Source organism: Streptomyces vietnamensis (assembly GCF_000830005.1).
Lineage (GTDB): Bacteria > Actinomycetota > Actinomycetes > Streptomycetales > Streptomycetaceae > Streptomyces > Streptomyces vietnamensis.
Genome location: NZ_CP010407.1, coordinates 2484312 through 2504013 on the forward strand (window position 1 = coordinate 2484312; position 19702 = coordinate 2504013).

The window sequence follows — 19702 nt, forward strand, 5'->3', positions numbered from 1 at the left end:
TGGAACAGGTCCTAGAAGCCGAGGTAGAAGTGTCGGAGCTGCTCGTCCTCCGCCACGCACCGCATCCCGGCGGCCTCCATCACCCGGTGCGAGGCCGGGTTGTCCAGGTCGGCGTCGCCCTTCACCCCGGCGACGCCGGCCCTCCGGGCCAGTTCGAGGACGGCCCGCAGCGCCTCGGAGGCGTACCCGTTCCCCCGTACCCCGGGGACCAGTCCGTACCCGATGGTCGCGACACCGATCTCGTCCGGCGGCCCGTGGAACCCGATGCCGCCGACGGCGACGCCGTCGAGCCGTATCTCGTAGGGCCGGAACGCCCCCGGGTCGCCGCGCTCGGCAAGCCCACGCAGGAACCCGGTGTTCGCCCGGATGTCTCCGTCCCCGGGGTACCCCTCCCCCCACAGGTCCCCGTCCCCGGGTTCCCGGGCGACGATGCGCTCGGCCTCGGCGGCGGTCAGGGGGTGCAGTACAAGCCGCGCGGTGGCGACGGAATCGATCTTCACCGCGGAAGTGTGGACCGCCCACGGGGAGCCGGGCAACGGGTTTAGCCCCGGGCCGCCCAGCGCCGCAGCCGCGCCGTGTTGCTCCGCTTGCGCGCCCGCGCCCCGTCGAGCTCGCCGGAGACCTCCGCGAACGCCACGACCGGCGTCCACCGGCGCCGGCCTCCGGGCGAGGTCCAGCGGACGGCCGGGAAGCCGGTGACCTCCGTGACGGCCGCCCGCGGTATCACCCGCGTCCACGCGTACCCGCGGACCACGAGCCGCTCGCCCTCGCACCGGACGCCCGCGCGGAACCCGCGCACGGCGAGGACCGCGCACGCCAGGACGGCGACCGCCGCCGCCGTCCGCTCCCCCGCGGTCCCGGCCTCCGCCCCGTACACGAGGCAGCCGGGACCGAGCACCAGGCCGGGCGCCGTGTTGGCCACCCGGTTCGCGCGCGTGGGCACGAGTTCCGTGCCGCCGGCACGTCGGGGAACGCCCACCGCCCTTACAGCACCGGCAGGTTCTTGCGGAGCTCGAAGGCGGTGACCTCGGAGCGGTACTCCTCCCACTCCTGCTTCTTGTTCCGCAGGAAGTGACGAGACACCGAGGGCACCTCAGCTACAGCTGAAGCGAGCACTTGAGATCGTCTCCCATGTGGTTGTTGTTGGGTATCCCTGGCTACCGATGGCGACCCTGGGACGGCCCACAGACGGCCCAGCCCTGCCCGGTTACTGAACTTGAACTCGTGATGTCGGTCGACTCGTGGTGGCGGCGTCAGGGTCCGAGACGTCGGCTGTTACCGGCTCGGGTTCAGGACGACGGCTGTAGCCAGCGCCGCGCCGCGGAGAGGTTCACCTCGACGTCATCGCTCCAAGAACAGACCTCCAGCCATGAGAGGTAGCCGCCTTGCGCGAAGACCAAGACCTCACCAGGGCACTCGCCGGTTTCGGTGAACAGCTGCACGTCGGCAGCCACGACGGTGCCGGGGCCCGTTGGCGCGGGCTCCAACGCGTCGGCGTCAAGGTCGAAGTAGGCAGTGCCGCACCCGCACTTGCAGCGGGATTGCACCCTGAGTTGGGGCACCTGCCGTCGGAGGGCGACGTGAATCGGCTCGTCCGGGTTCAGGACGAGGCCAAGCACGTCGGCTACATCCTCGGGCAGACTTTCAGGCATGCCGCCACCGTAGCTGACCAGCAGCTTCGGGCTTCGACCAATTTCGGGTCCGTCGACCCGACGCTCACAGGGCCAGGTCGGTGCCGCCGGCCAGCTGTCAGGCGAACGGCACCGACATCACTCAATCGAGTTCAGTAGCGGGCGAGGGTCCAGTTCGTGAGGCGGTCCACGATGTCGAGAACCGACCTGCGTGCCCCGGCGGAGATGAACGCGAAGACGACGAACGAGGGGATGAGCGCCACGATCACGACCAACGCGGGCAGCAGACGGACCACGATGGTGCAGAAGTCCAGCAGGGCGCGGAGGGTCCGGGTCTGAAACAGGAGGTCGATCAAACGGTCCAGCAAGGTGTACTCCTCGGATACGCGAGCGGGGTCACCTGGTGTCCGACTGAGGGCATACGTCTCCCTCGGACGGTGCCTTGTCAGGGCAACCAAGCTAATGAAGAACCCCGCTGGCCCGCGTTTCACGAGTCAGCGGCAGGTTCGAAACCTGCTGCGCATCCCTGTCTCCCTGCATATCGACCTACGGCGCCGGACAACAGTCCGGCGGGCAGCTGAATTTACTGACCGCCACACTGTCATTCAAGGGCGAATTTTAGTCACTGTCTAGAAACGCTCGAAGCTATTGCCTGAGCTTGAATGCGTGATGCCGGCCAGTCGTCCGTGATCAGGCCGGTGCTGGTCAGGCAGCCGTCGACCAGGTCCGGACGGTACTGGATCTGCTTGAGCCTGCGCTTGACGGCGCGAGTGATCTGGCCGAGGTCGGCTGCGGCAAGGTTGCCGATGTCGCGTTTGACCAGTGACCAAATGCCCTCTTGCGGGTTCAAGTCCGGTGCGTAACTCGGAAGTTGGAAGACGGTGAGCCAGTCCGCGTGGTCGGCGATGAATCGGCGCATCGCCTCGACCAGGTGCATGCGCAGGTTGTCCCAGACCAGCACGATCGGGCCGCCGAGCTGGATGTGCGCTCTGACCAGCAGGTCGCACAGGTCGCGCCAGCCGATGCCCTTCGGCTCGCCCTTGCGGCCCCGGTACTCGCGGACCGAGTAGAGCGTCCGGGACCGCTTCCCCGGCTTGTAGCAGGTCAGCCCGGCTATGGACACCCGGCCCGAGCCCCGGCCACGGACCCGGACCACTGGCGTTGAGCCCTTGCGTCCCCAGCTTCTCGCTCGCGGCGGCGTCATCGACTGCCCGGCTTCGTCCTCGAAGACGATCCAGCCGTCACATGCCGCCGCGGTGCTCTCACCCGCGGCCAGGTCTCCTTCTTCCAGACCTCGACCGCCGCGTCGCCACGCTCGATCGCCCGCCGAGCCGGCTGCTGCCAGGACCAGCCGTGCCGCTTCAGCAGCAGCCACGTCCCCTCCACGGTGTAGCTCACGTGGAACAGCCGGCCGATCAGCGTCTTGATCCGGGCCAGTGTCCACCGCTGGTCGGCCCAGCCGTGGACCAGCGGCCCACGCTCCAGTTCCCGTTCCAGCCTCGCGATCTGTGCTTCGCCGAGCCTCGGCCGCCCCGGCGATCCCTTCGACAGGACCCCCGCTTCACCGCGCTCGCGCCACTGACGGCGCCACCGTTCCACAGACCGCTCACTGACCCGCAGCGTCGCAGCGATGTCCCTGTTCTTCTGCCCGCCTTGGAAGCGTGTCACGGCCTGCAGCCGGACCCGCTCCCTCGCGGCCCTTCCGATGTCGGTCAACCCGCCGCCCTGCGCGTATCTCACAGTTCAGGGCTACCGGAACGGACCGACCACCATCAGGCGAACGGTCCGACATCACCCAATCAAGTTCCGTAGCGCCAGCCGGATCACGTTCCGGCAGTACGGCGAGAAGTGGCTCGCCTCCCAGACCACGGATACGACGACACGCACGACAGTGGGCGTTCACCTTCGGCTGCACGCGTTCCCGTACCTCGGTACTCGGCCGATCGACTCATTCCGCCCCGAGCACATCCGTGAGTGGCTTGCGGGGTTGGAGAAGTCGCTGCCTGTGTCGTCGTACCGGCGCGTCATCTTCGCCAGCGTCTCGGCCGTCCTCGCCGCGGCGCGCGGCGGTCGATGACGACCTGCTCGCCAAGAATCCGTGCAAGTCCCGCTCCGTCGGGCCGCCGGCGCTGGTCCCGCCCCGCGTGAAGCCGTGGACCGCTGCGCGCGTGTTCGCAGTGCGGTCCGCGCTCCCGAAGCAGTACCAGACGATGGTCCACCTCGGCAGTGGGTGCGGGCTCCGTCAAGGGGAGGTCTTTGGGCTCGCCGAGGAGCACGTCCGGTTCGACACTGGCTGGCTTCATGTGGCCAATCAGGTGAAGGTGGTCAACGGTCGCCTGATATTCGGCCTGCCGAAGCGTGGAAAGGAGCGGGACGTCCCCCTCCCCCGCCAGGTCGCCCATGTTCTCCGCGAGCACGCCAAGGAATTCTCGCCGGTTGACGTCTCTCTGCCCTGGCTGAAGCTCGACGGGCCGCTCGTAACCAAGCGGCTGCTCTTCTCCCTAAAGGGCGGCTGCACCGTACGGCGAACTGACTTCAACACCCGTGCGTGGAAGTCCGCGCTCGTCCAGGCAGGCGTCATTCCGGAGCCCAAGGAGGGCGAGCGACACCTGGCCGCCCGCGAGCACGGGATGCACGCGCTGCGGCACTTCTACGCTTCGGTCCTGCTGGACGCCGGCGAGAACATCAAGGCCCTGAGTCACTACCTCGGGCACCCAGACCCGGGCTTCACGCTCCGGGTCTACACCCACCTCATGCCAAGCAGTGACGCGCGCACACGCAAAGCCGTGGACGCCATCTACACCCTCCACAAGGTACGCAAGGAGTAATGAAACTTAGTCACAATTAATATTCAATGGTCAATCAAGGGTCGTCATATCATCGACCAGACAGCCTCACTGACGCCCTGGATTACCATCACCCGAGACAAAGGCGCCCAATTCGACAGAGCCGATCTGCGGGTGTAGGACGGAAGACGGGAAGGTTGGTTACGCATCTTTCTCCGGCTTGAGTCAAAAGTGCACCTATTGTGCAGACTCGCCGGAGGGTAATGGGGACACGCTCCACCAATACGTGGGGAGCAGCAATGCACATCAAGCAGATATTCAGCGTGGTCGTCGGCCTGGCTCTCGCCGCATCCGTGCTGCTGTTCGCACCGATGTCACAGGCCGCCACACCGTCAGTGACCGATCCGTGTGCGGGGCAGCCGATTCTCACGAAGATTCACTGCCTCGCCGGTAAGCCGAGCGCCCGTAGCCTGCTGAACTACTACTGCCAGGTCGCAGTGTCTATCGGGCTCGTCACACACAACAATCCGCAGCTGGAGGCTTACAAGATCTGCAGCAAGATCGTCCCCGTGAAGTGAACCGCCACGGCCGGCGGCGCATGCTCAGATCGACAGTCAGCACCTAGCCACTCCCCTCTGAGTCGCCAGACGGCCCGCAGACGGCCCCGCATGACGGCGGCCGCATCCGGGTCGGCGTTGCCTCATCGTCGACCCGGACGCTGGCATACGCCAGAACCTATTTTGACCTGCGACTACAGCACCGGCAGGTTCTTGCGGAGCTCGAAGGCGGTGACCTCGGAGCGGTACTCCTCCCACTCCTGCTTCTTGTTCCGCAGGAAGAAGTCGAAGACGTGCTCGCCGAGCGTCTCCGCCACCAGTTCGCTCTTCTCCATCAGGGCGATCGCCTCTCCCAGGTTCTGCGGGAGCGGCTCGATGCCCATCGCGCGGCGCTCCGCGTCGGAGAGGGCCCAGACGTCGTCGTCGGCGCCCGCCGGGAGTTCGTAGCCCTCCTCGATGCCCTTGAGGCCGGCGGCGAGGAGGACCGCGTACGTCAGGTACGGGTTGGCGCCCGAGTCGATGGAGCGGACCTCGACGCGGGAGGAGCCCGTCTTGCCCGGCTTGTACATGGGGACGCGGATGAGCGCGGAGCGGTTGTTGTGGCCCCAGCAGATGTACGAGGGGGCCTCGCCGCCCGAGCCGGCCGTGCGGGAGGAGCCGCCCCAGATGCGCTTGTACGAGTTGACCCACTGGTTGGTGACGGCGGAGGTCTCGCCCGCGTGGCGCAGGAGGCCCGCGATGAAGGAGCGGCCCACCTTCGACAGCTGGTACTCGGCGCCCGACTCGTAGAAGGCGTTCCGGTCGCCCTCGAAGAGCGACAGGTGGGTGTGCATGCCCGAGCCCGGGTAGTCCGAGAACGGCTTCGGCATGAACGTGGCCTGCACGCCCTGCTCGAGCGCCACCTGCTTCATGACCAGGCGGAAGGTCATGATGTTGTCCGCCGTGGACAGGGCGTCGGCGTAGCGGAGGTCGATCTCCTGCTGGCCGGGCGCGCCCTCGTGGTGGGAGAACTCCACCGAGATGCCCATCGACTCCAGCATGGTGATGGCCTGGCGGCGGAAGTCCATGCCGACGTTCTGCGGGGTGTGGTCGAAGTAGCCCGAGTTGTCGGCCGGGGTGGGCCGGGTGCCGTCGAGCGGCTTGTCCTTCAGGAGGAAGAACTCGATCTCGGGGTGGGTGTAGAAGGTGAAGCCGAGGTCGGAGGTCTTGGCGAGGGCGCGCTTGAGGACGTACCGCGGGTCGGCGAAGGACGGCGAGCCGTCCGGCATGAGGATGTCGCAGAACATCCGGGCCGTGCCCGGGGCCTCGGCGCGCCACGGCAGGATCTGGAAGGTGCCCGGGTCCGGCTTGGCGATCATGTCGGACTCGTAGACGCGGGCGAAGCCCTCGATCGCGGAGCCGTCGAAGCCGATGCCCTCGTCGAAGGCCTGCTCCAGTTCGGCGGGGGCCACGGCCACCGACTTCAGGAAGCCGAGCACGTCGGTGAACCACAGACGTACGAAGCGGATGTCGCGCTCCTCGAGCGTACGGAGCACAAATTCCTGCTGCTTGTCCATTTCCACACCCATCCTCGCTGGTCAGGCCGCCTGCTCCCACCGCCTCCGGTACATCGGGGGGCACCTGAGCATCCCACCACATGGTTTCGCGCACGTTGCACACCCATACTGCCTGCTCGGGTGTGACTCAGGTAACGGGGGAGCGTCCGGATTCGGACGGCGGGAGGTGCCTCGTTCGCCCGTCCGGCGGTTGCCCTTCGCTACCGAGTGGTACCCCGTTCGGCCCATACGGGCTCCTCTCCCACTACGATCTGCGCCCATGGGGGCCCCACGGCTCGTACGCCCGTTCCGACACGCGCGTCCCATGGCACTGGCGAGTGCCGTGGCGACGCTCCTCGCCGCGCTCTTCCTCTGTCTGGGGACGGGGCCGGCGCGGCAGGACGCCCATCACGAGGCGGGTCCGCGGGCGAAGGCCACGACCACCGCCGTCACCGTCGAGGCCACCGCCCTCACCGGCGAGTACGTCTGCCCGTACGACCGCGGCGGCTGCTCCCTCTTCCCCTCCCTGTCCCCCGCGGTGCTCAGCGCGCCCCCGCTCGACCCCCCGCTCGACGCGGCCGGCGGGCTCCCGCGTCTCGCGCCGCCCTCCGGTGACGGGCAGGCGCGCCGTTCGGACGCCCGGCCGCGCGCGCCGGGTCTGCACGTCCTTCAAGTTCTCCGGACATAGCGGCGACGGGCGCCCCGCCCCCCGCATGTCCACCCCCGAACTCCACCCCACTCCTGAAGAAGGACGACCTCACCATGGCCGCACCCCGCACCGCCTCCTCCGCCGACCGCCGCGCCCGAATAGAGGCCGCGCGCCGTGCCGAGCAGGCCCGCGAGCGCCGCAACCGCTTCCTCACCATCGGCATCTCCTCCGTCGTCGTGCTGAGCCTCGTCGGCTTCGGCACCTTCATCCTGATGAAGGAGTCCGACAAGCGGGACGCGGAGAAGGCCGCCGCCAACGCCCCCATCGCCGCCGAGAAGTCCTGGGACCCGAAGAAGCTCGGCCGCAACCACGTCCAGACGGCCGTGAAGTACGAGATGGAGCCGCCGGTCGGCGGTGACCACAGCCCGGTCTGGATGAACTGCGACGGCGTGGTCTACGACAAGAAGATCGCCAACGTGAACGCCGTGCACTCCCTGGAGCACGGCGCCGTCTGGGTGACGTACAACAAGAAGGCCTCCCAGGCCGATGTGAAGAAGCTGGCCGACAAGGTCAAGAACACCAAGTACTCGCTGATGAGCCCCGTGGACGACCAGGCCGGGGCGATCATGCTGTCCGCCTGGGGCAAGCAGGTGACCGTGGACGGCGCGAGCGACCCGCGCGTCGACGCCTTCTTCACCAAGTACGTGAACGGCCCGCAGACCCCGGAGCCGGGCGCGGCCTGCACCGGAGGCCTGGACGCCAGCGGCCAGGGCGGTACGGGGATGGGCCAGTGAAGCTGAACCGTACGCAGGGGGCCGCGGTCGCCGCCGTCGCCCTCGCGGTGCTGTTCGCCGGGGGCGCGGTCACCGTCGCCTCCGCCGACCGTGACGAGGCCCCGAGCACCCCGGTCTCCTCGTCGGCGGACGCCGGCTTCGCCCGGGACATGTCCGTGCACCACCAGCAGGCCGTCGAGATGTCGTTCATCGTCCGGGACCGGACGAAGGACGAGGAGGTCCGGCGGCTCGCGTACGACATCGCCAACACGCAGGCCAACCAGCGGGGCATGATGCTCGGCTGGCTCGACCTGTGGGGTCTGCCGAAGAACGTGTCCGGGGTCGCGCCGATGGCCTGGATGGGCATGGGCGACATGGGTTCGATGGACATGGACGGGGCCCTGATGCCGGGCATGGCGACCAATGCGCAGCTGGACGAGTTGCGCAGGGCGAGCGGCCGGGAGGCCGAGGTCCTGTACCTGAAGCTCATGACCGAGCACCACAGGGGCGGGGTCCACATGGCCGAGGGCTGCGTCCAGAAGTGCTCGGTGGACATCGAGCGGAACCTGGCGCAGGGCATGGTCGACGCGCAGAAGTCCGAGATGGCGCTGATGGCGGACATGCTGAAGAAGCGCGGGGCCTGACACCCCCTGTACGCAGGGCCTACGGCCCCCGTGACCGCTGCGGTCGCGGGGGCCGGGTCGTCCGCCGACAATGGGTGGGCTCGGGGATTCGTACGACACGTTCGACGAAAGGTACGCACCCCATGACCACGGCGAAGGACATCATGCATCCCGGGGCCCAGTGGATCCCGGCACACGAGACGCTCGACCGTGCCGCGCAGATGATGCGCGACCTGAACGTGGGCGCACTGCCCATCGCCGACCAGAACGAACGGCTGACCGGCATCATCACGGACCGCGACATCGTCGTCGGCTGTGTGGCCATGGGCCACGACCCGTCGGAGGTCACCTGCGGCGAGATGGCGAAGGGCACCCCGCGCTGGATCGAGGCGGACGCGGACGTGGGCGCCGTCCTCGAGGAGATGGAGAGCCACCAGATCCGGCGGCTGCCGGTCATCGAGGACAAGCGGCTCGTCGGCATGATCAGCGAGGCCGACCTGGCCCAGCACCTCTCCGACGAGCAGCTCAAGGCGTTCTGCGCGAGCGTGTACGCCGCCTCCTGACCGTCAAGCGGGACCTGTGCCGCCCGGACGCACCGCGTCCGGGCGGTCGGGGCTGTCGGGTCAGGGCGCTGCCGTCGGTTCCCGGTGGTCGGGGTGGACCCAGCCGGGCTTGCGGTACTTGAGGAGCGCGGCCGGGATCACGATGCCGAGGAGCAGCAGGCCGCCGCCGACGATCAGCAGGTAGCGCCAGAGCGGCTGGTTCCCGAACTGGTCGGGCGGGACGAAGCCGATGACGAGCGCGGCGACGGAGGCGACGAAGCCGATGCCGGCGACCCATTCGACGGCGGGGACGCGGAAGCCCCGGTCGACGTCCGGCTGGGTCCTGCGGAGCTTGACGACGGCCGCGAACATCAGCAGGTAGGCGATCAGATAGATCTGCACGGTGATGACGGAGAACATCCAGTAGGCGCTGGAGACGTCGTCGCTGAAGGCGTAGAGGATGCCGATCAGGGTGGTGATGACGCCCTGCGCGATCATGATGTTCTGCGGGGCGCCGTCCTTGTTGAACTTCTGCAGCGAGGGCGGCAGGTAGCCCTCCTGCCGGGAGAGCAGGACGAGGCCCTTGGCGGGTCCGGCGAGCCAGGTGAGCATGCCGCCGAGGGCGGCGCAGACCAGCATGATGCCGACGACCTTGGTCATCCAGCCGATGGAGAAGTGGTCGAAGAAGGCCTGGAAGGCCTGCATCAGACCGGCGGTCAGGCTGAGCTGCTCGGAGGGCATCACCCAGGCGATGGCCAGGGCCGGAAGGATGAAGATCAGCAGGACGAGGCCGGTCGCCAGGAACATCGACTTCGGGTACTCGCGCTTGGGCTCGCGCAGCGAGGAGACGTGGACGCCGTTCATCTCCATGCCCGCGTAGGACAGGAAGTTGTTGACGATGAGGACCAGGCTGGCGAGTCCGGTCCACGGCGGGAGCCAGTGGTCGGCGCTCATGGGCTGGGCGGAGGGGTTGCCCTGGGCGAGGAAGACGATGCCGAGGGCGACGAGCAGCACGCCGGGGATGAGGGTGCCGACGATCAGGCCGAAGGAGGACAGGCCGGCGATCGTCTTCGTACCGCGCGAGGAGATCCAGACCCCGGACCAGTAGATGACGATGATGACGACGGCGACGTAGAGCCCGTTCTCCGCGAGGGAGGGGTCGATGACGTACGCGAAGGTCGAGGCGACGTACGCGAGCAGGCTCGGGTAGTACGCGATGGTCATGGCGAACTGGCACCAGACGGCGAGGAAGCCGAGGGGCTTGCCGAGGGCTTCGCTGACCCAGCGGTAGAGGCCGCCGGACCAGCCGGAGGCGAGCTCGGCGCCGACGAGGGCGGTGGGGAGCAGGAAGACGAGGGCGGGGAGCAGGTAGAGGAAGATCGCGGCGAGTCCGTAGATGGCCATGGACGGCGAGGGCCGCAGGCTGGCGACGGACGCGGTCGTCATGAAGGCGAGCGTCAGCCAGCTGATGAACTGCCTCTTGGTGCCGTCGTCCGGTGGGGCCGCGGTGTCGGTCGCGGTGGGCCGTGCCGACTCTGCCGGTTCGTCAGTGGTCGTCATGGGGCCATGATCAGCGGGGTGCGGCCGCCCCGCATGTCGGCGGTCGGGACACGGCCCGTCCGTATCCCAGGACATAGTGTCGGTCTGACGATTACACTGGGCGGGTGCCTCAACTACGCCTCGCACTGAATCAGATCGACTCGACCGTCGGAGACATCGCCGGGAACGCCGAGGCGATCGTGCACTGGACCCGGCACGCCGCCGGGCAGGGCGCGCATCTCGTCGCGTTCCCCGAGATGGCGCTGACCGGATATCCCGTCGAGGACCTCGCGCTGCGCTCCTCCTTCGTCGAGGCGTCCCGGACCGCCCTGCGCGGTCTGGCCCGGCGTCTCGCGGACGAGGGGTTCGGGGAGCTGCCGGTCGTCGTCGGCTACCTCGACCGCTCGGAGCGGGCCGAGCCGCGGCTCGGCCGGCCCGCCGGGTCGCCGGAGAACGCCGCCGCCGTGCTGTACGGCGGCGAGGTGGCGCTGCGCTTCGCCAAGCACCACCTGCCGAACTACGGCGTCTTCGACGAGTACCGCTACTTCGTGCAGGGCGACACCCTGCCGGTCGTCCGCGTCCACGGCGTCGACGTGGCCCTGGCGATCTGCGAGGACCTCTGGCAGGAGGGCGGCAGGGTGCCGGCGGCGCGCAGCGCCAAGGCCGGTCTGCTGCTCTCGGTCAACGCCTCGCCGTACGAGCGGAACAAGGACGACACCCGGCTCGAACTGGTCCGCAAGCGGGCCCAGGAGGCCGGGTGCGTCACCGCGTACCTGGCGATGACGGGCGGTCAGGACGAGCTGGTCTTCGACGGCGACTCGATCGTCGTGGACGCCGCCGGCGAAGTGATCGCGCGCGCCCCGCAGTTCGTGGAGGGCAGCGTGATCCTCGACCTGGACCTTCCGGCGGCCGAACCGGACGCGCCCGAGGGCGTGGTCGACGACGGGCTGCGGATCGACCGGGTGGTGCTCTCCGAGGAGCCGCTGCCCGCGTACGAGCCGGAGCTGACGGGCGGTTACGCGCACCGGCTCGACGACGACGAGGAGGTGTACTCGGCGCTGGTGATCGGGCTGCGGGCGTACGTCGCGAAGAACGGTTTCCGCTCGGTCCTGATCGGCCTGTCCGGCGGCATCGACTCGGCGCTCGTCGCGGCGATCGCCTGCGACGCGCTCGGCGCGGACCAGGTGTACGGGGTGTCGATGCCCTCGAAGTACTCCTCCGACCACTCGCGCGGCGACGCCGAGGAGCTGGCCCGCCGCACCGGGCTGCACTTCCGCACCGTGTCGATCGAGCCGATGTTCGACGCGTACATGGGTGCGCTCGGGCTCACCGGTCTCGCCGAGGAGAACCTCCAGTCGCGGCTGCGCGGCACGATGCTGATGGCGCTCTCCAACCAGGAGGGCCACATCGTCCTCGCGCCCGGCAACAAGTCGGAGCTGGCGGTGGGCTATTCGACGCTGTACGGCGACTCCGTCGGCGCGTTCGGGCCCATCAAGGACGTCTACAAGTCGGACGTCTTCCGGCTCGCCCGCTGGCGGAACCGGGCGGCCGAGGAGCGCGGCCAGACCCCGCCGATCCCGGAGGCCTCGATCGTCAAGCCGCCCAGCGCCGAGCTGCGCCCGGGCCAGGTCGACACGGACTCGCTGCCGGACTACGACCTCCTGGACGCGGTCCTCTCGCTGTACGTGGACCAGGACCGGGGCCGGGACGCCATCGTGGCGGCCGGGTTCGACGAGGAGCTGGTGACGCAGACGCTGCGGATGGTGGACATGGCGGAGTACAAGCGGCGCCAGTACCCGCCGGGCACCAAGATCTCGGCGAAGGGCTTCGGCAAGGACCGGCGCCTGCCGATCACGAACGGCTGGCGGGAGACGGTCTGAGGCCGGGCCTCAGAGCTTCACCCGGGCGGCGAGCGGCAGATGGTCGCTCGCCGTCTCCGGCAGCGCCCAGGAGGACACCGGCTCCACGCCCTTGACCATGATCTGGTCGATGCGGGCCATCGGGAACGAGGCCGGCCAGCTGAAGCCGAAGCCGTCGCCCGCCGCGCCCTGGGTGGAGCGCAGCTGCGAGGTGACGGCGTTGAGGGCGCGGTCGTTCATGGTGCCGTTGAGGTCGCCGAGGAGGACGATCCGCTCGTGCCGGTCCTTGGAGATGGCCTCGCCGAGCGCGTTGGCGCTGGTGTCGCGCTGGTTGGCGGTGAAGCCGGCGTTCATCTTGACCCGTACGGAGGGCAGGTGGGCCACGTACACGGCCACTTCGCCCTTCGGGGTGACCACCGAGGCGCGCATGGCGCGGGTCCAGCCCATGTGGATGTCGACGGGCTGCGCGGCGCGCAGCGGAAGCCTGCTCCAGAGCCCGACCGTGCCCTGGACGGAGTGGTACGGGTAGGTGGCGGCGAGGCCCTTCTCGTAGACCGGCACCATGTCGCCCTTCAGCTCCTCCAGGGCGAGCACGTCGGCGCCGGAGGCGGCGAGGGCGCGGGCCGTGCCCTCGGGGTCGGCGTTGTCGGCGTTCACGTTGTGGGTGGCGACGGTCAGGTCGCCGCCCGGGGCCGACTTGTCGGCGACGAGACCGCCGAAGAGGTTCAGCCACACCACGGCCGGCAGCAGCAGGGCGATCAGCGCGGTGGCCGAGCGGCGCACGAGCGCGAGCACGAGGAGGAGCGGCACGAAGAGGCCGAACCAGGGCAGGAAGGTCTCGGTGAGGCTGCCCAGGTTGCCGATCCGGTTCGGGATGTCCGAGTGGAACACCATGAGCAGCGTGACCGCCACGGCGATCACGGCGAGCAGGATGCCCCGGCGCCAGATCCCCGGATCGCGGCGGAGCCGGCCGAGCGCGGCCCGGAACCGGGACCGGGGACGCTCGCTCCCCGCGCCGCCGTGATCGGTCTCCGTCATGTCCACCCGCGCCATCGCACTGTCCTCACTGCCTTGCTGCCTTGCCGCACTGCTGTCCCGCTCCGTGACCCGACGTCGACACTAGGCGATGACGGGTCCGTCGTACTCCCCCAGGGACGACACGGGCGCGTGGCGGGTTCCTGCAGGTGGCGCGGGCGGGGAGGCTGTGACAGAACGCGCACATTCGTACGGTTCTTCGTACGGTTCAGGGCCGGGGGCGCAGGCCCTCCATGACGGCGTCGACGACCTGCTCGGCGAGACCGGGCTCCAGGTCTGCGCCGGGCCGGATGACGGTACGGAGGAGCAGCGGGCCGGTGAAGAGGTCGTTGACGAACTCGACGTCGAGGTCGTCGCGGATCTCCCCCAGCTCCATGCCGCGCCGCACCGTGTCGAGGCCGAGGCGGCGGCGCGGCTCGATGACGGTGTTCTGGTAGGCCTCCCACAGCTTGGGATAGGCCTGCATCTGCGAGAACACGTTGTGGAGCAGGGCGGAGGAGCGCTTGGCGAGGCCGCGCTGCCGCAGCATCTCCAGGAGCATGACGAGGTCGTCCCGGACGGAGGTGCCGGTGAGCACGGGGTCCCGGGGCTCCACGGAGCGGACCAGCTCGACGAAGAGCTCCTCCTTGCCGGGCCAGCGGCGGTAGATGGTGGCCTTGCCGACGCCGGCGGTACGGGCGATCCGCTCGATGGACAGCTCGGTGAGCGGGACGCCGTCCTCCAGGAGGCCGACGACGGCGTCGAAGATGGCCTGCTCGACGGCCTCGGACCGCGGACGCCCCCGCCGGACCGCCTCCGGCGCGGGCACGGGCCGGGCCCCGGTCGCTTCCGGCGCGGGCGCAGGGCGGGCCCCGGTCGCTTCCGGCGCGGGCGCAGGGCGGGTCCCGGTCGCTTCCGGCGCGGGCGCAGGGCGGGTCCCGGTCGCTGCGGGCCTTGCCTGAACCGGCCCGTCGTCCTGGGGTTCGGGGATCCCGCCGTCCTGCAGGGGCACGTGCGCTCCGTCTCTCGTCCGTCCGGGTACTGCCATGTGGTCCCCCGATTCTCCCGCGTCCCCCCTGCCCCGACCACCACGCCCGGCCTGAGCCGCCCCCCGTTGTGGGCCTGCGCCCGCCCCCGTTGTGGGCAATCGTTCCGCTGGGGCGGAACGGGTGGGCACAACGGACCCGCGCCCTGCCGGCGCCAGAGGCTTCCGCGCCCGAACCCGCACCCCCGTGCACGGTGCTCGGTCGGTGCGGGTCCAGGCACAGGGGGCGGAGGCGCCGCTGAAGGGCGCCGTCCCGTGTGCCCACCCGTCCCGCCCTGCGGGACGATTGCCCACACGGCAGCGGGTGCGGGCCCACACGGCGGTGGGCAACGCCCAGCCAGGCGCGGGCCCGCACGGCGGCGGGGCACCGCCCGGCTCGGCGCGGGGCCACACGGCGGGCGGCGAAGGGCGCCGCCCAGCACGGGCGCGGGCCACACGGGGCGGGGCGAAGCCCCGGGCGGGGGCGCCGCCCTGCCGGGTGCGGGCCCGGACGGGCGGGGCGGGGTCAGCTGGTTGGGGTTGTGGCCGGGGTCTGGTTCGGGGTGGTCGCGCCCTGGCCCGGAGCCCCCGTCGGCGCCCGGCCCGGAAGGAACAGCGCCACCACCACCGCGCCCACCACACCGATCACCGCCGAGGCCAGCGCCGTGACGTGCATCGCGTCCAGGAAGGCCGTGTACGCGGGCGCGACCAGGTCCTTGCCCGCCGGGCCGAGCCTCGCCGCGACCGCGAGCGTCGCCTCGACGGACTCGCCCGCCGTGTCGCGCAGGGCCGCCGGGACGGCACCGAGGTGTCCCTCGATCTCGCCCCGGTACGTGGAGGAGAGCACCGAGCCGAGGACGGCCACGCCCAGCGCGCCGCCGACCTGCCGGAAGGTGTTGTTGACGGCGGAGCCGGAGCCCGCCTTCTCGCGGGGCAGCGCCTGCATGATCGAGACCGTGACCGGCGGCATGATGTGCGCCATGCCCGCGCCCTGGAGGAAGAAGACGACCTCCAGGACCCAGACGGGCGTGTCGGCCTCGAAGAAGGCGAAGGCGGCCAGGCCGAGGGCGACGAGCAGCATGCCGGCGGTGCAGACCGCCCGCGCGCCGAAGCGTTCGACGACGAGCCGGGCCCGGGGCGCGAAGACCATCTGCGCGACGGCGAGCGGCAGGATGAGCAGCCCGGACTCCAGCGCGCTGTAGCCGCGGACGCTCTGCAGGTAGAAGGCGGAGAAGAAGGTGACGCCCATGAGGGCGAAGAAGACGAGGGCGATCGCGGCGACGGCCGCCGAGAACGCGGGCTTCTTGAAGTACGACATGTCGATGGCCGGGTGGTCGCTGCGCCGCTCGTGGAGGACGAAGACGACGAGGACCGCGAGGCCGCCGAGGACTGGCGCGAGGACGGTGACGTCGGTGAAGCTCGCCAGTTCGCCGCCGCGGATGATCCCGTACACGAGGAGGACGAGTCCGACGACGGAGAGCAGCACGCCGGGTATGTCGACGCGGCCGGGGTTCGGGTCGCGGGAGTCGGGGACGAGCCACAGCATCAGGGCGAGGGCGAGGAGCACCACGGGCACGTTGACGAGGAAGATCGATCCCCACCAGAAGTGTTCGAGGAGGATGCCGCCGGTGATGGGGCCGATGGCGATGGCGAGGCCGACGCTGCCGGCCCAGATGCCGATGGCCTTGGGCTGCTCGTCGCGCTCGAAGACGTTCATGAGGACGGCGAGCGTCGCGGGCATGACGAAGGCGGCGCCGAGGCCCATGACGGCCCGGTAGGCGATGAGTTCGCCCGGGGAGCCGGAGAGGGCGGCGAGGGCGGAGCCGATGCCGAAGACGGTGATGCCGAAGAGCAGGACCTTCTTGCGGCCGAGGCGGTCGCCGAGGAGGCCGGAGGTGAAGAGGAGTCCGGCGAAGACGAGCGTGTAGGAGTTGATGGACCACTCCAGCTCGCTCTGGGTGGCGCCGATGCCGGTGGGCGCGGGGGCCGCGATCGTCTTGACGGCGACGTTCAGGATCGAGTTGTCGAGGACGACGATGAGCAGGCTGAGCATGAGGACGCCGAGGACGGCCCAGCGGCGCCGGTGGACGGCCTCGGGGACGCGGGGCCCGGCGGGCCTGGCGGGTGCGGTGGACGGCTGTGACATGCCCACCACCCTAGAACCATTTCGATACGAGACCGTCTCGTATCGAAAATCAAGGAGAAGTCTTTACGTTGCGGCGGTGTGAACAGCGCCACTCCGGCCCACTTCCCCGCCCGCCCGGCGAAGTGCCACCATGGACATGGTCCGGGGACGCCACAGGGCGCCTCGAGATGACAAGAGGAGCCGTTCACCATGACGCTTCAGGCTGCCCAGAAAAAGCCCACCGACAGCAGCAAGGCGCTGTACGGAGGGAAGGGCACGCGCCGCATCACCGTCCACGACATCGCCGCCGCCAAGGTCCGCGGCGAGAAGTGGCCCATGCTCACCGCCTACGACGCGATGACCGCCTCCGTCTTCGACGAGGCAGGCATCCCGGTGATCCTCGTCGGCGACTCGATGGGCAACTGTCACCTCGGCTACGACACCACCGTGCCCGTCACGATGGACGAGATGACGCTGCTCTCCGCCGCCGTCGTCCGGGGCACCAAGCGCGCCCTCGTCGTCGGCGACCTGCCGTTCGGCTCGTACCAGGAGGGGCCCGTCCAGGCCCTGCGCAACGCCACCCGGCTCGTCAAGGACGCGGGCGTCGGCGCGATCAAGCTGGAGGGCGGCGAGCGCTCGCTGCCGCAGACCGAGCTGCTCGTCCAGGCCGGCATCCCCGTCATGTCCCACCTGGGCCTGACCCCGCAGTCCGTCAACACCATGGGCTACCGGGTCCAGGGCCGCAGCGACGAGGCCGCCCACCGGCTGCTCAGCGACGCCAAGGCGGCGCAGGACGCGGGCGCCTTCGCCGTCGTCCTGGAGCTCGTCCCGGCCGAGCTGGCCGCCGAGGTCACCCGCTCCCTGCACATCCCGACCATCGGCATCGGTGCCGGCGCCGGCACCGACGCGCAGGTCCTCGTCTGGACCGACATGGCCGGCCTGACCGGCGGCAAGGTGCCGCGCTTCACCAAGCAGTACGCCAACCTCCGCGAGACGCTCGGCGACGCCGCCCGCGCCTTCGCCGAGGACGTCAGCGGCGGGGCGTTCCCCGCCGAGGAGCACACCTTCCACTAGGTCCAGCAGGACGCACAGAGCCACTGCGGCACCTCCGACAGCCCGCCGACATCCCCCATCGGCGGGCTGTCGGTCGTCTGTCGGAGGCTTGTCGGTGGCGCCCTGTTCCATGGTGGACATGACGCGATCACACACCAACGCCGTCGAGGTCCGGGGCCTCGTGAAGCACTTCGGCGCCACCAGGGCCCTCGACGGGGTCGACCTGGACGTCCGGGAGGGCACCGTCCTCGGGGTCCTCGGGCCCAACGGCGCCGGGAAGACCACCCTCGTCCGCTGCCTGTCCACCCTCCTCGTCCCGGACGCCGGGACCGCCACCGTCGCCGGCTACGACGTGGTGAAGCACCCCCGCCAGCTGCGCCGCACCATCGGCCTCACCGGCCAGTACGCCTCGGTCGACGAGAAGCTGTCCGGCTGGGAGAACCTGTACATGATCGGGCGGCTGCTCGACCTCTCCCGCAAGGACTCCCGCGCCCGCGCCGACGAGATGCTGGAGCGCTTCTCCCTCACCGAGGCCGCCAAGCGCCCGGCGATGAACTACTCCGGCGGCATGCGGCGCCGCCTCGACCTCGCCGCCTCGATGATCGGGCAGCCCGCCGTCCTCTACCTGGACGAGCCGACCACCGGCCTCGACCCCCGCACCCGCAACGAGGTGTGGGACGAGGTCCAGCGGATGGTCTCCGAGGGCGCGACCGTCCTCCTCACCACCCAGTACATGGAGGAGGCGGAGCAGCTCGCGAGCGAGCTGACCGTCATCGACAAGGGCAAGGTCATCGCCAAGGGCGGCGTCGACGAGCTCAAGGCCAAGGTCGGCGGCCGGACCCTCAAGGTCCGCCCCGTGGACCCGGCGCAGCTGCCCGCCATGGCCGCCGCGCTCCGCGAGACCGGCCTCGACGGGGTCGCCGGCTCGACCGTCGTCCCCGACGAGGGCGTGCTGTACGTGCCGATCCTCACCGACGAGCAGCTGACGGCCGTCGTGGGCCTGCTCGGCGCGCGCGGCTTCGGCATCGCCCACATCGGCACCCATCTGCCCAGCCTGGACGAGGTGTTCCTCGCGATCACCGGCCAGAAGACCGCCGACGCCGAGCTTTCCGACGCGATCAACGAGGAGGTCGCCGCGTGAGCACGACCACTGTCACCAAGTCCCCCGCGCAGACAGGCGGTTCCCGCCCGGCCGCCGCGCCCGCCGCGGAGGGCCGGATCGGCCTGCGGGCCAACCTGCGCCACATCGGCGCCCTGGCCCGGCGCAACGCCCTGCAGATCAAGCAGGACCCGGAGTCGATGTTCGACGCCGTCCTGATGCCGATCATCTTCATCCTGCTGTTCGTGTACGTCTTCGGCGGCGCGATCGCGGGCAAGGGCCACAACGACGTCTACGTGAACTACGTGACGCCCGGCCTGATGGCCATGATGGGCATGAACATCGCGATGGGCGTCGGCACCGGCATCAACGACGACTTCAAGAAGGGCGTCATGGACCGGTTCCGGACCATGCCGATCGCCCGCTCCTCGGTCCTCATCGCGAAGATCGTCGTCGAGGTGGGCCGGATGCTCATCGCCACCGCGATCCTGCTCGGCATGGGCTTCCTGCTCGGCCTGACGATCCACACCTCGGTCCTGCACCTCTTCGCCGCGATCGGCCTGTCGATGGTCTTCGGCGCCGCCCTGATGTGGATCTTCATCCTGCTCGGCCTCACCATGAAGACGGCCCAGGCCGTCCAGGGCGTGGCCATGCTCGTCCTGATGCCGCTCCAGTTCGGCTCCTCGATCTTCGCCCCGCCGACGACGATGCCCGGCTGGCTGCAGACCTTCACCGACTACAACCCGCTGTCCAACCTCGCCGACGCCGCCCGCCGCCTCATCAACGGCGGCCCGGTCGCCCACTCGGTGTGGATGACCCTCGGCTGGTCGGTCGTCATCACGGTGATCACGGCACCGCTCGCGGTCGCCAAGTTCCGCAAGAAGACCTGAGTC

Annotated in this window: 19 protein-coding genes and 2 pseudogenes; 10 read left to right on the forward strand and 11 right to left on the reverse strand. The window is 69.9% G+C overall.

Annotated elements, in window-relative coordinates:
• Positions 1-11: 11 nt before the first annotated feature.
• The 6 genes and pseudogenes from SVTN_RS10915 to SVTN_RS46580 form a co-directional block, all read right to left on the reverse strand.
• The gene (locus SVTN_RS10915; protein WP_052499048.1) at positions 12-500 is read right to left on the reverse strand and encodes a GNAT family N-acetyltransferase; all 489 of its coding nucleotides are present in this window, start codon (positions 498-500) and stop codon (positions 12-14) included.
• Positions 501-541: 41 nt separating this feature from the next.
• Positions 542-943, reverse strand: a complete 402-nt coding sequence (locus SVTN_RS10920) for a hypothetical protein (protein ID WP_245727494.1) — start codon at positions 941-943, stop codon at positions 542-544.
• A 41-nt stretch (positions 944-984) separates the two neighbouring features.
• A pseudogene (locus SVTN_RS45060) lies at positions 985-1125 on the reverse strand (glutamine synthetase); the annotation flags it as partial.
• 164 nt (positions 1126-1289) lie between these two features.
• Entirely contained in the window at positions 1290-1652 is a 363-nt protein-coding gene (locus SVTN_RS10930) for a hypothetical protein (protein WP_041128917.1), read from the reverse strand.
• Between the two features lie 131 nt (positions 1653-1783).
• Positions 1784-1999, reverse strand: a complete 216-nt coding sequence (locus SVTN_RS10935) for a hypothetical protein (protein WP_041128918.1) — start codon at positions 1997-1999, stop codon at positions 1784-1786.
• Between the two features lie 254 nt (positions 2000-2253).
• Positions 2254-3371 (reverse strand): IS630 family transposase gene (locus tag SVTN_RS46580; protein WP_425428957.1). Its coding sequence is split into 2 segments (ribosomal slippage): positions 2254-2924 and positions 2924-3371, totalling 1119 coding nucleotides; the frame shifts between segments, so codons are not numbered across the junction.
• A gap of 76 nt (positions 3372-3447) precedes the next feature.
• Between SVTN_RS46580 and SVTN_RS46390 the strand changes: the two are divergent.
• Positions 3448-4459, forward strand: a pseudogene (locus tag SVTN_RS46390) (tyrosine-type recombinase/integrase); the annotation flags it as partial.
• A 257-nt stretch (positions 4460-4716) separates the two neighbouring features.
• Positions 4717-4995 (forward strand): hypothetical protein, encoded by a 279-nt coding sequence (locus SVTN_RS10955; RefSeq protein ID WP_041128920.1) that lies wholly within the window; start codon positions 4717-4719, stop codon positions 4993-4995.
• 173 nt (positions 4996-5168) lie between these two features.
• Here the strand turns inward: SVTN_RS10955 and SVTN_RS10960 are convergent, their stop codons facing one another.
• On the reverse strand, positions 5169-6530 hold the full coding sequence (locus SVTN_RS10960; RefSeq protein ID WP_041128921.1) for a glutamine synthetase family protein: 1362 nt from the start codon (positions 6528-6530) through the stop codon (positions 5169-5171).
• 304 nt (positions 6531-6834) lie between these two features.
• Here SVTN_RS10960 and SVTN_RS10965 point away from each other — a divergent pair, with 304 nt between their 5' ends.
• The 4 genes from SVTN_RS10965 (at position 6835) to SVTN_RS10980 (ending at position 9117) form a co-directional block, all read left to right on the forward strand.
• Positions 6835-7197 carry a hypothetical protein gene (locus SVTN_RS10965; protein ID WP_245727497.1) on the forward strand — a complete coding sequence of 121 codons (363 nt, stop codon included), beginning with the start codon at positions 6835-6837 and terminating at the stop codon, positions 7195-7197.
• Between the two features lie 74 nt (positions 7198-7271).
• A complete protein-coding gene (locus SVTN_RS10970) occupies positions 7272-7952 on the forward strand; it encodes a thioredoxin-like domain-containing protein (protein ID WP_041128922.1) in 681 nt (226 codons plus the stop codon).
• 2 nt (positions 7953-7954) lie between these two features.
• Positions 7955-8575 carry a DUF305 domain-containing protein gene (locus tag SVTN_RS10975; RefSeq protein WP_041133776.1) on the forward strand — a complete coding sequence of 207 codons (621 nt, stop codon included), beginning with the start codon at positions 7955-7957 and terminating at the stop codon, positions 8573-8575.
• A gap of 122 nt (positions 8576-8697) precedes the next feature.
• Positions 8698-9117, forward strand: coding sequence for a CBS domain-containing protein (locus SVTN_RS10980; RefSeq protein ID WP_041128923.1), 420 nt, complete (start codon positions 8698-8700; stop codon positions 9115-9117).
• Positions 9118-9177: 60 nt separating this feature from the next.
• Here SVTN_RS10980 and gadC read toward each other — a convergent pair whose 3' ends face one another.
• On the reverse strand, positions 9178-10656 hold the full coding sequence (gadC, locus tag SVTN_RS10985; RefSeq protein WP_041128924.1) for a glutamate/gamma-aminobutyrate antiporter GadC: 1479 nt from the start codon (positions 10654-10656) through the stop codon (positions 9178-9180).
• A gap of 104 nt (positions 10657-10760) precedes the next feature.
• On the opposite strand from gadC, the gene SVTN_RS10990 reads away from it, so the two are divergent.
• A complete protein-coding gene (locus tag SVTN_RS10990) occupies positions 10761-12515 on the forward strand; it encodes an NAD+ synthase (protein ID WP_041128925.1) in 1755 nt (584 codons plus the stop codon).
• Positions 12516-12524: 9 nt separating this feature from the next.
• Here the strand turns inward: SVTN_RS10990 and SVTN_RS10995 are convergent, their stop codons facing one another.
• The 3 genes from SVTN_RS10995 to SVTN_RS11005 form a co-directional block, all read right to left on the reverse strand.
• Positions 12525-13547, reverse strand: coding sequence for an endonuclease/exonuclease/phosphatase family protein (locus tag SVTN_RS10995; RefSeq protein WP_041128926.1), 1023 nt, complete (start codon positions 13545-13547; stop codon positions 12525-12527).
• A 190-nt stretch (positions 13548-13737) separates the two neighbouring features.
• Positions 13738-14337, reverse strand: a complete 600-nt coding sequence (locus SVTN_RS11000) for a TetR/AcrR family transcriptional regulator (RefSeq protein ID WP_041128927.1) — start codon at positions 14335-14337, stop codon at positions 13738-13740.
• 721 nt (positions 14338-15058) lie between these two features.
• Positions 15059-16678: an MFS transporter gene (locus tag SVTN_RS11005; RefSeq protein WP_041128928.1), complete on the reverse strand. Its 1620-nt coding sequence runs from the start codon at positions 16676-16678 to the stop codon at positions 15059-15061.
• A 189-nt stretch (positions 16679-16867) separates the two neighbouring features.
• Between SVTN_RS11005 and panB the strand changes: the two genes are divergently transcribed.
• The 3 genes from panB to SVTN_RS11020 all read left to right on the forward strand — a co-directional run bounded on the left by panB (position 16868) and on the right by SVTN_RS11020 (position 19699).
• On the forward strand, positions 16868-17731 hold the full coding sequence (panB, locus tag SVTN_RS11010; RefSeq protein ID WP_041128929.1) for a 3-methyl-2-oxobutanoate hydroxymethyltransferase: 864 nt from the start codon (positions 16868-16870) through the stop codon (positions 17729-17731).
• Positions 17732-17840: 109 nt separating this feature from the next.
• Positions 17841-18851 carry an ATP-binding cassette domain-containing protein gene (locus SVTN_RS11015; RefSeq protein WP_174518249.1) on the forward strand — a complete coding sequence of 337 codons (1011 nt, stop codon included), beginning with the start codon at positions 17841-17843 and terminating at the stop codon, positions 18849-18851.
• Entirely contained in the window at positions 18848-19699 is an 852-nt protein-coding gene (locus tag SVTN_RS11020; protein ID WP_041128930.1) for an ABC transporter permease, read from the forward strand. The genes SVTN_RS11015 and SVTN_RS11020 overlap by 4 nt, the downstream gene beginning before the upstream one ends.
• Positions 19700-19702 lie beyond the last annotated feature (3 nt).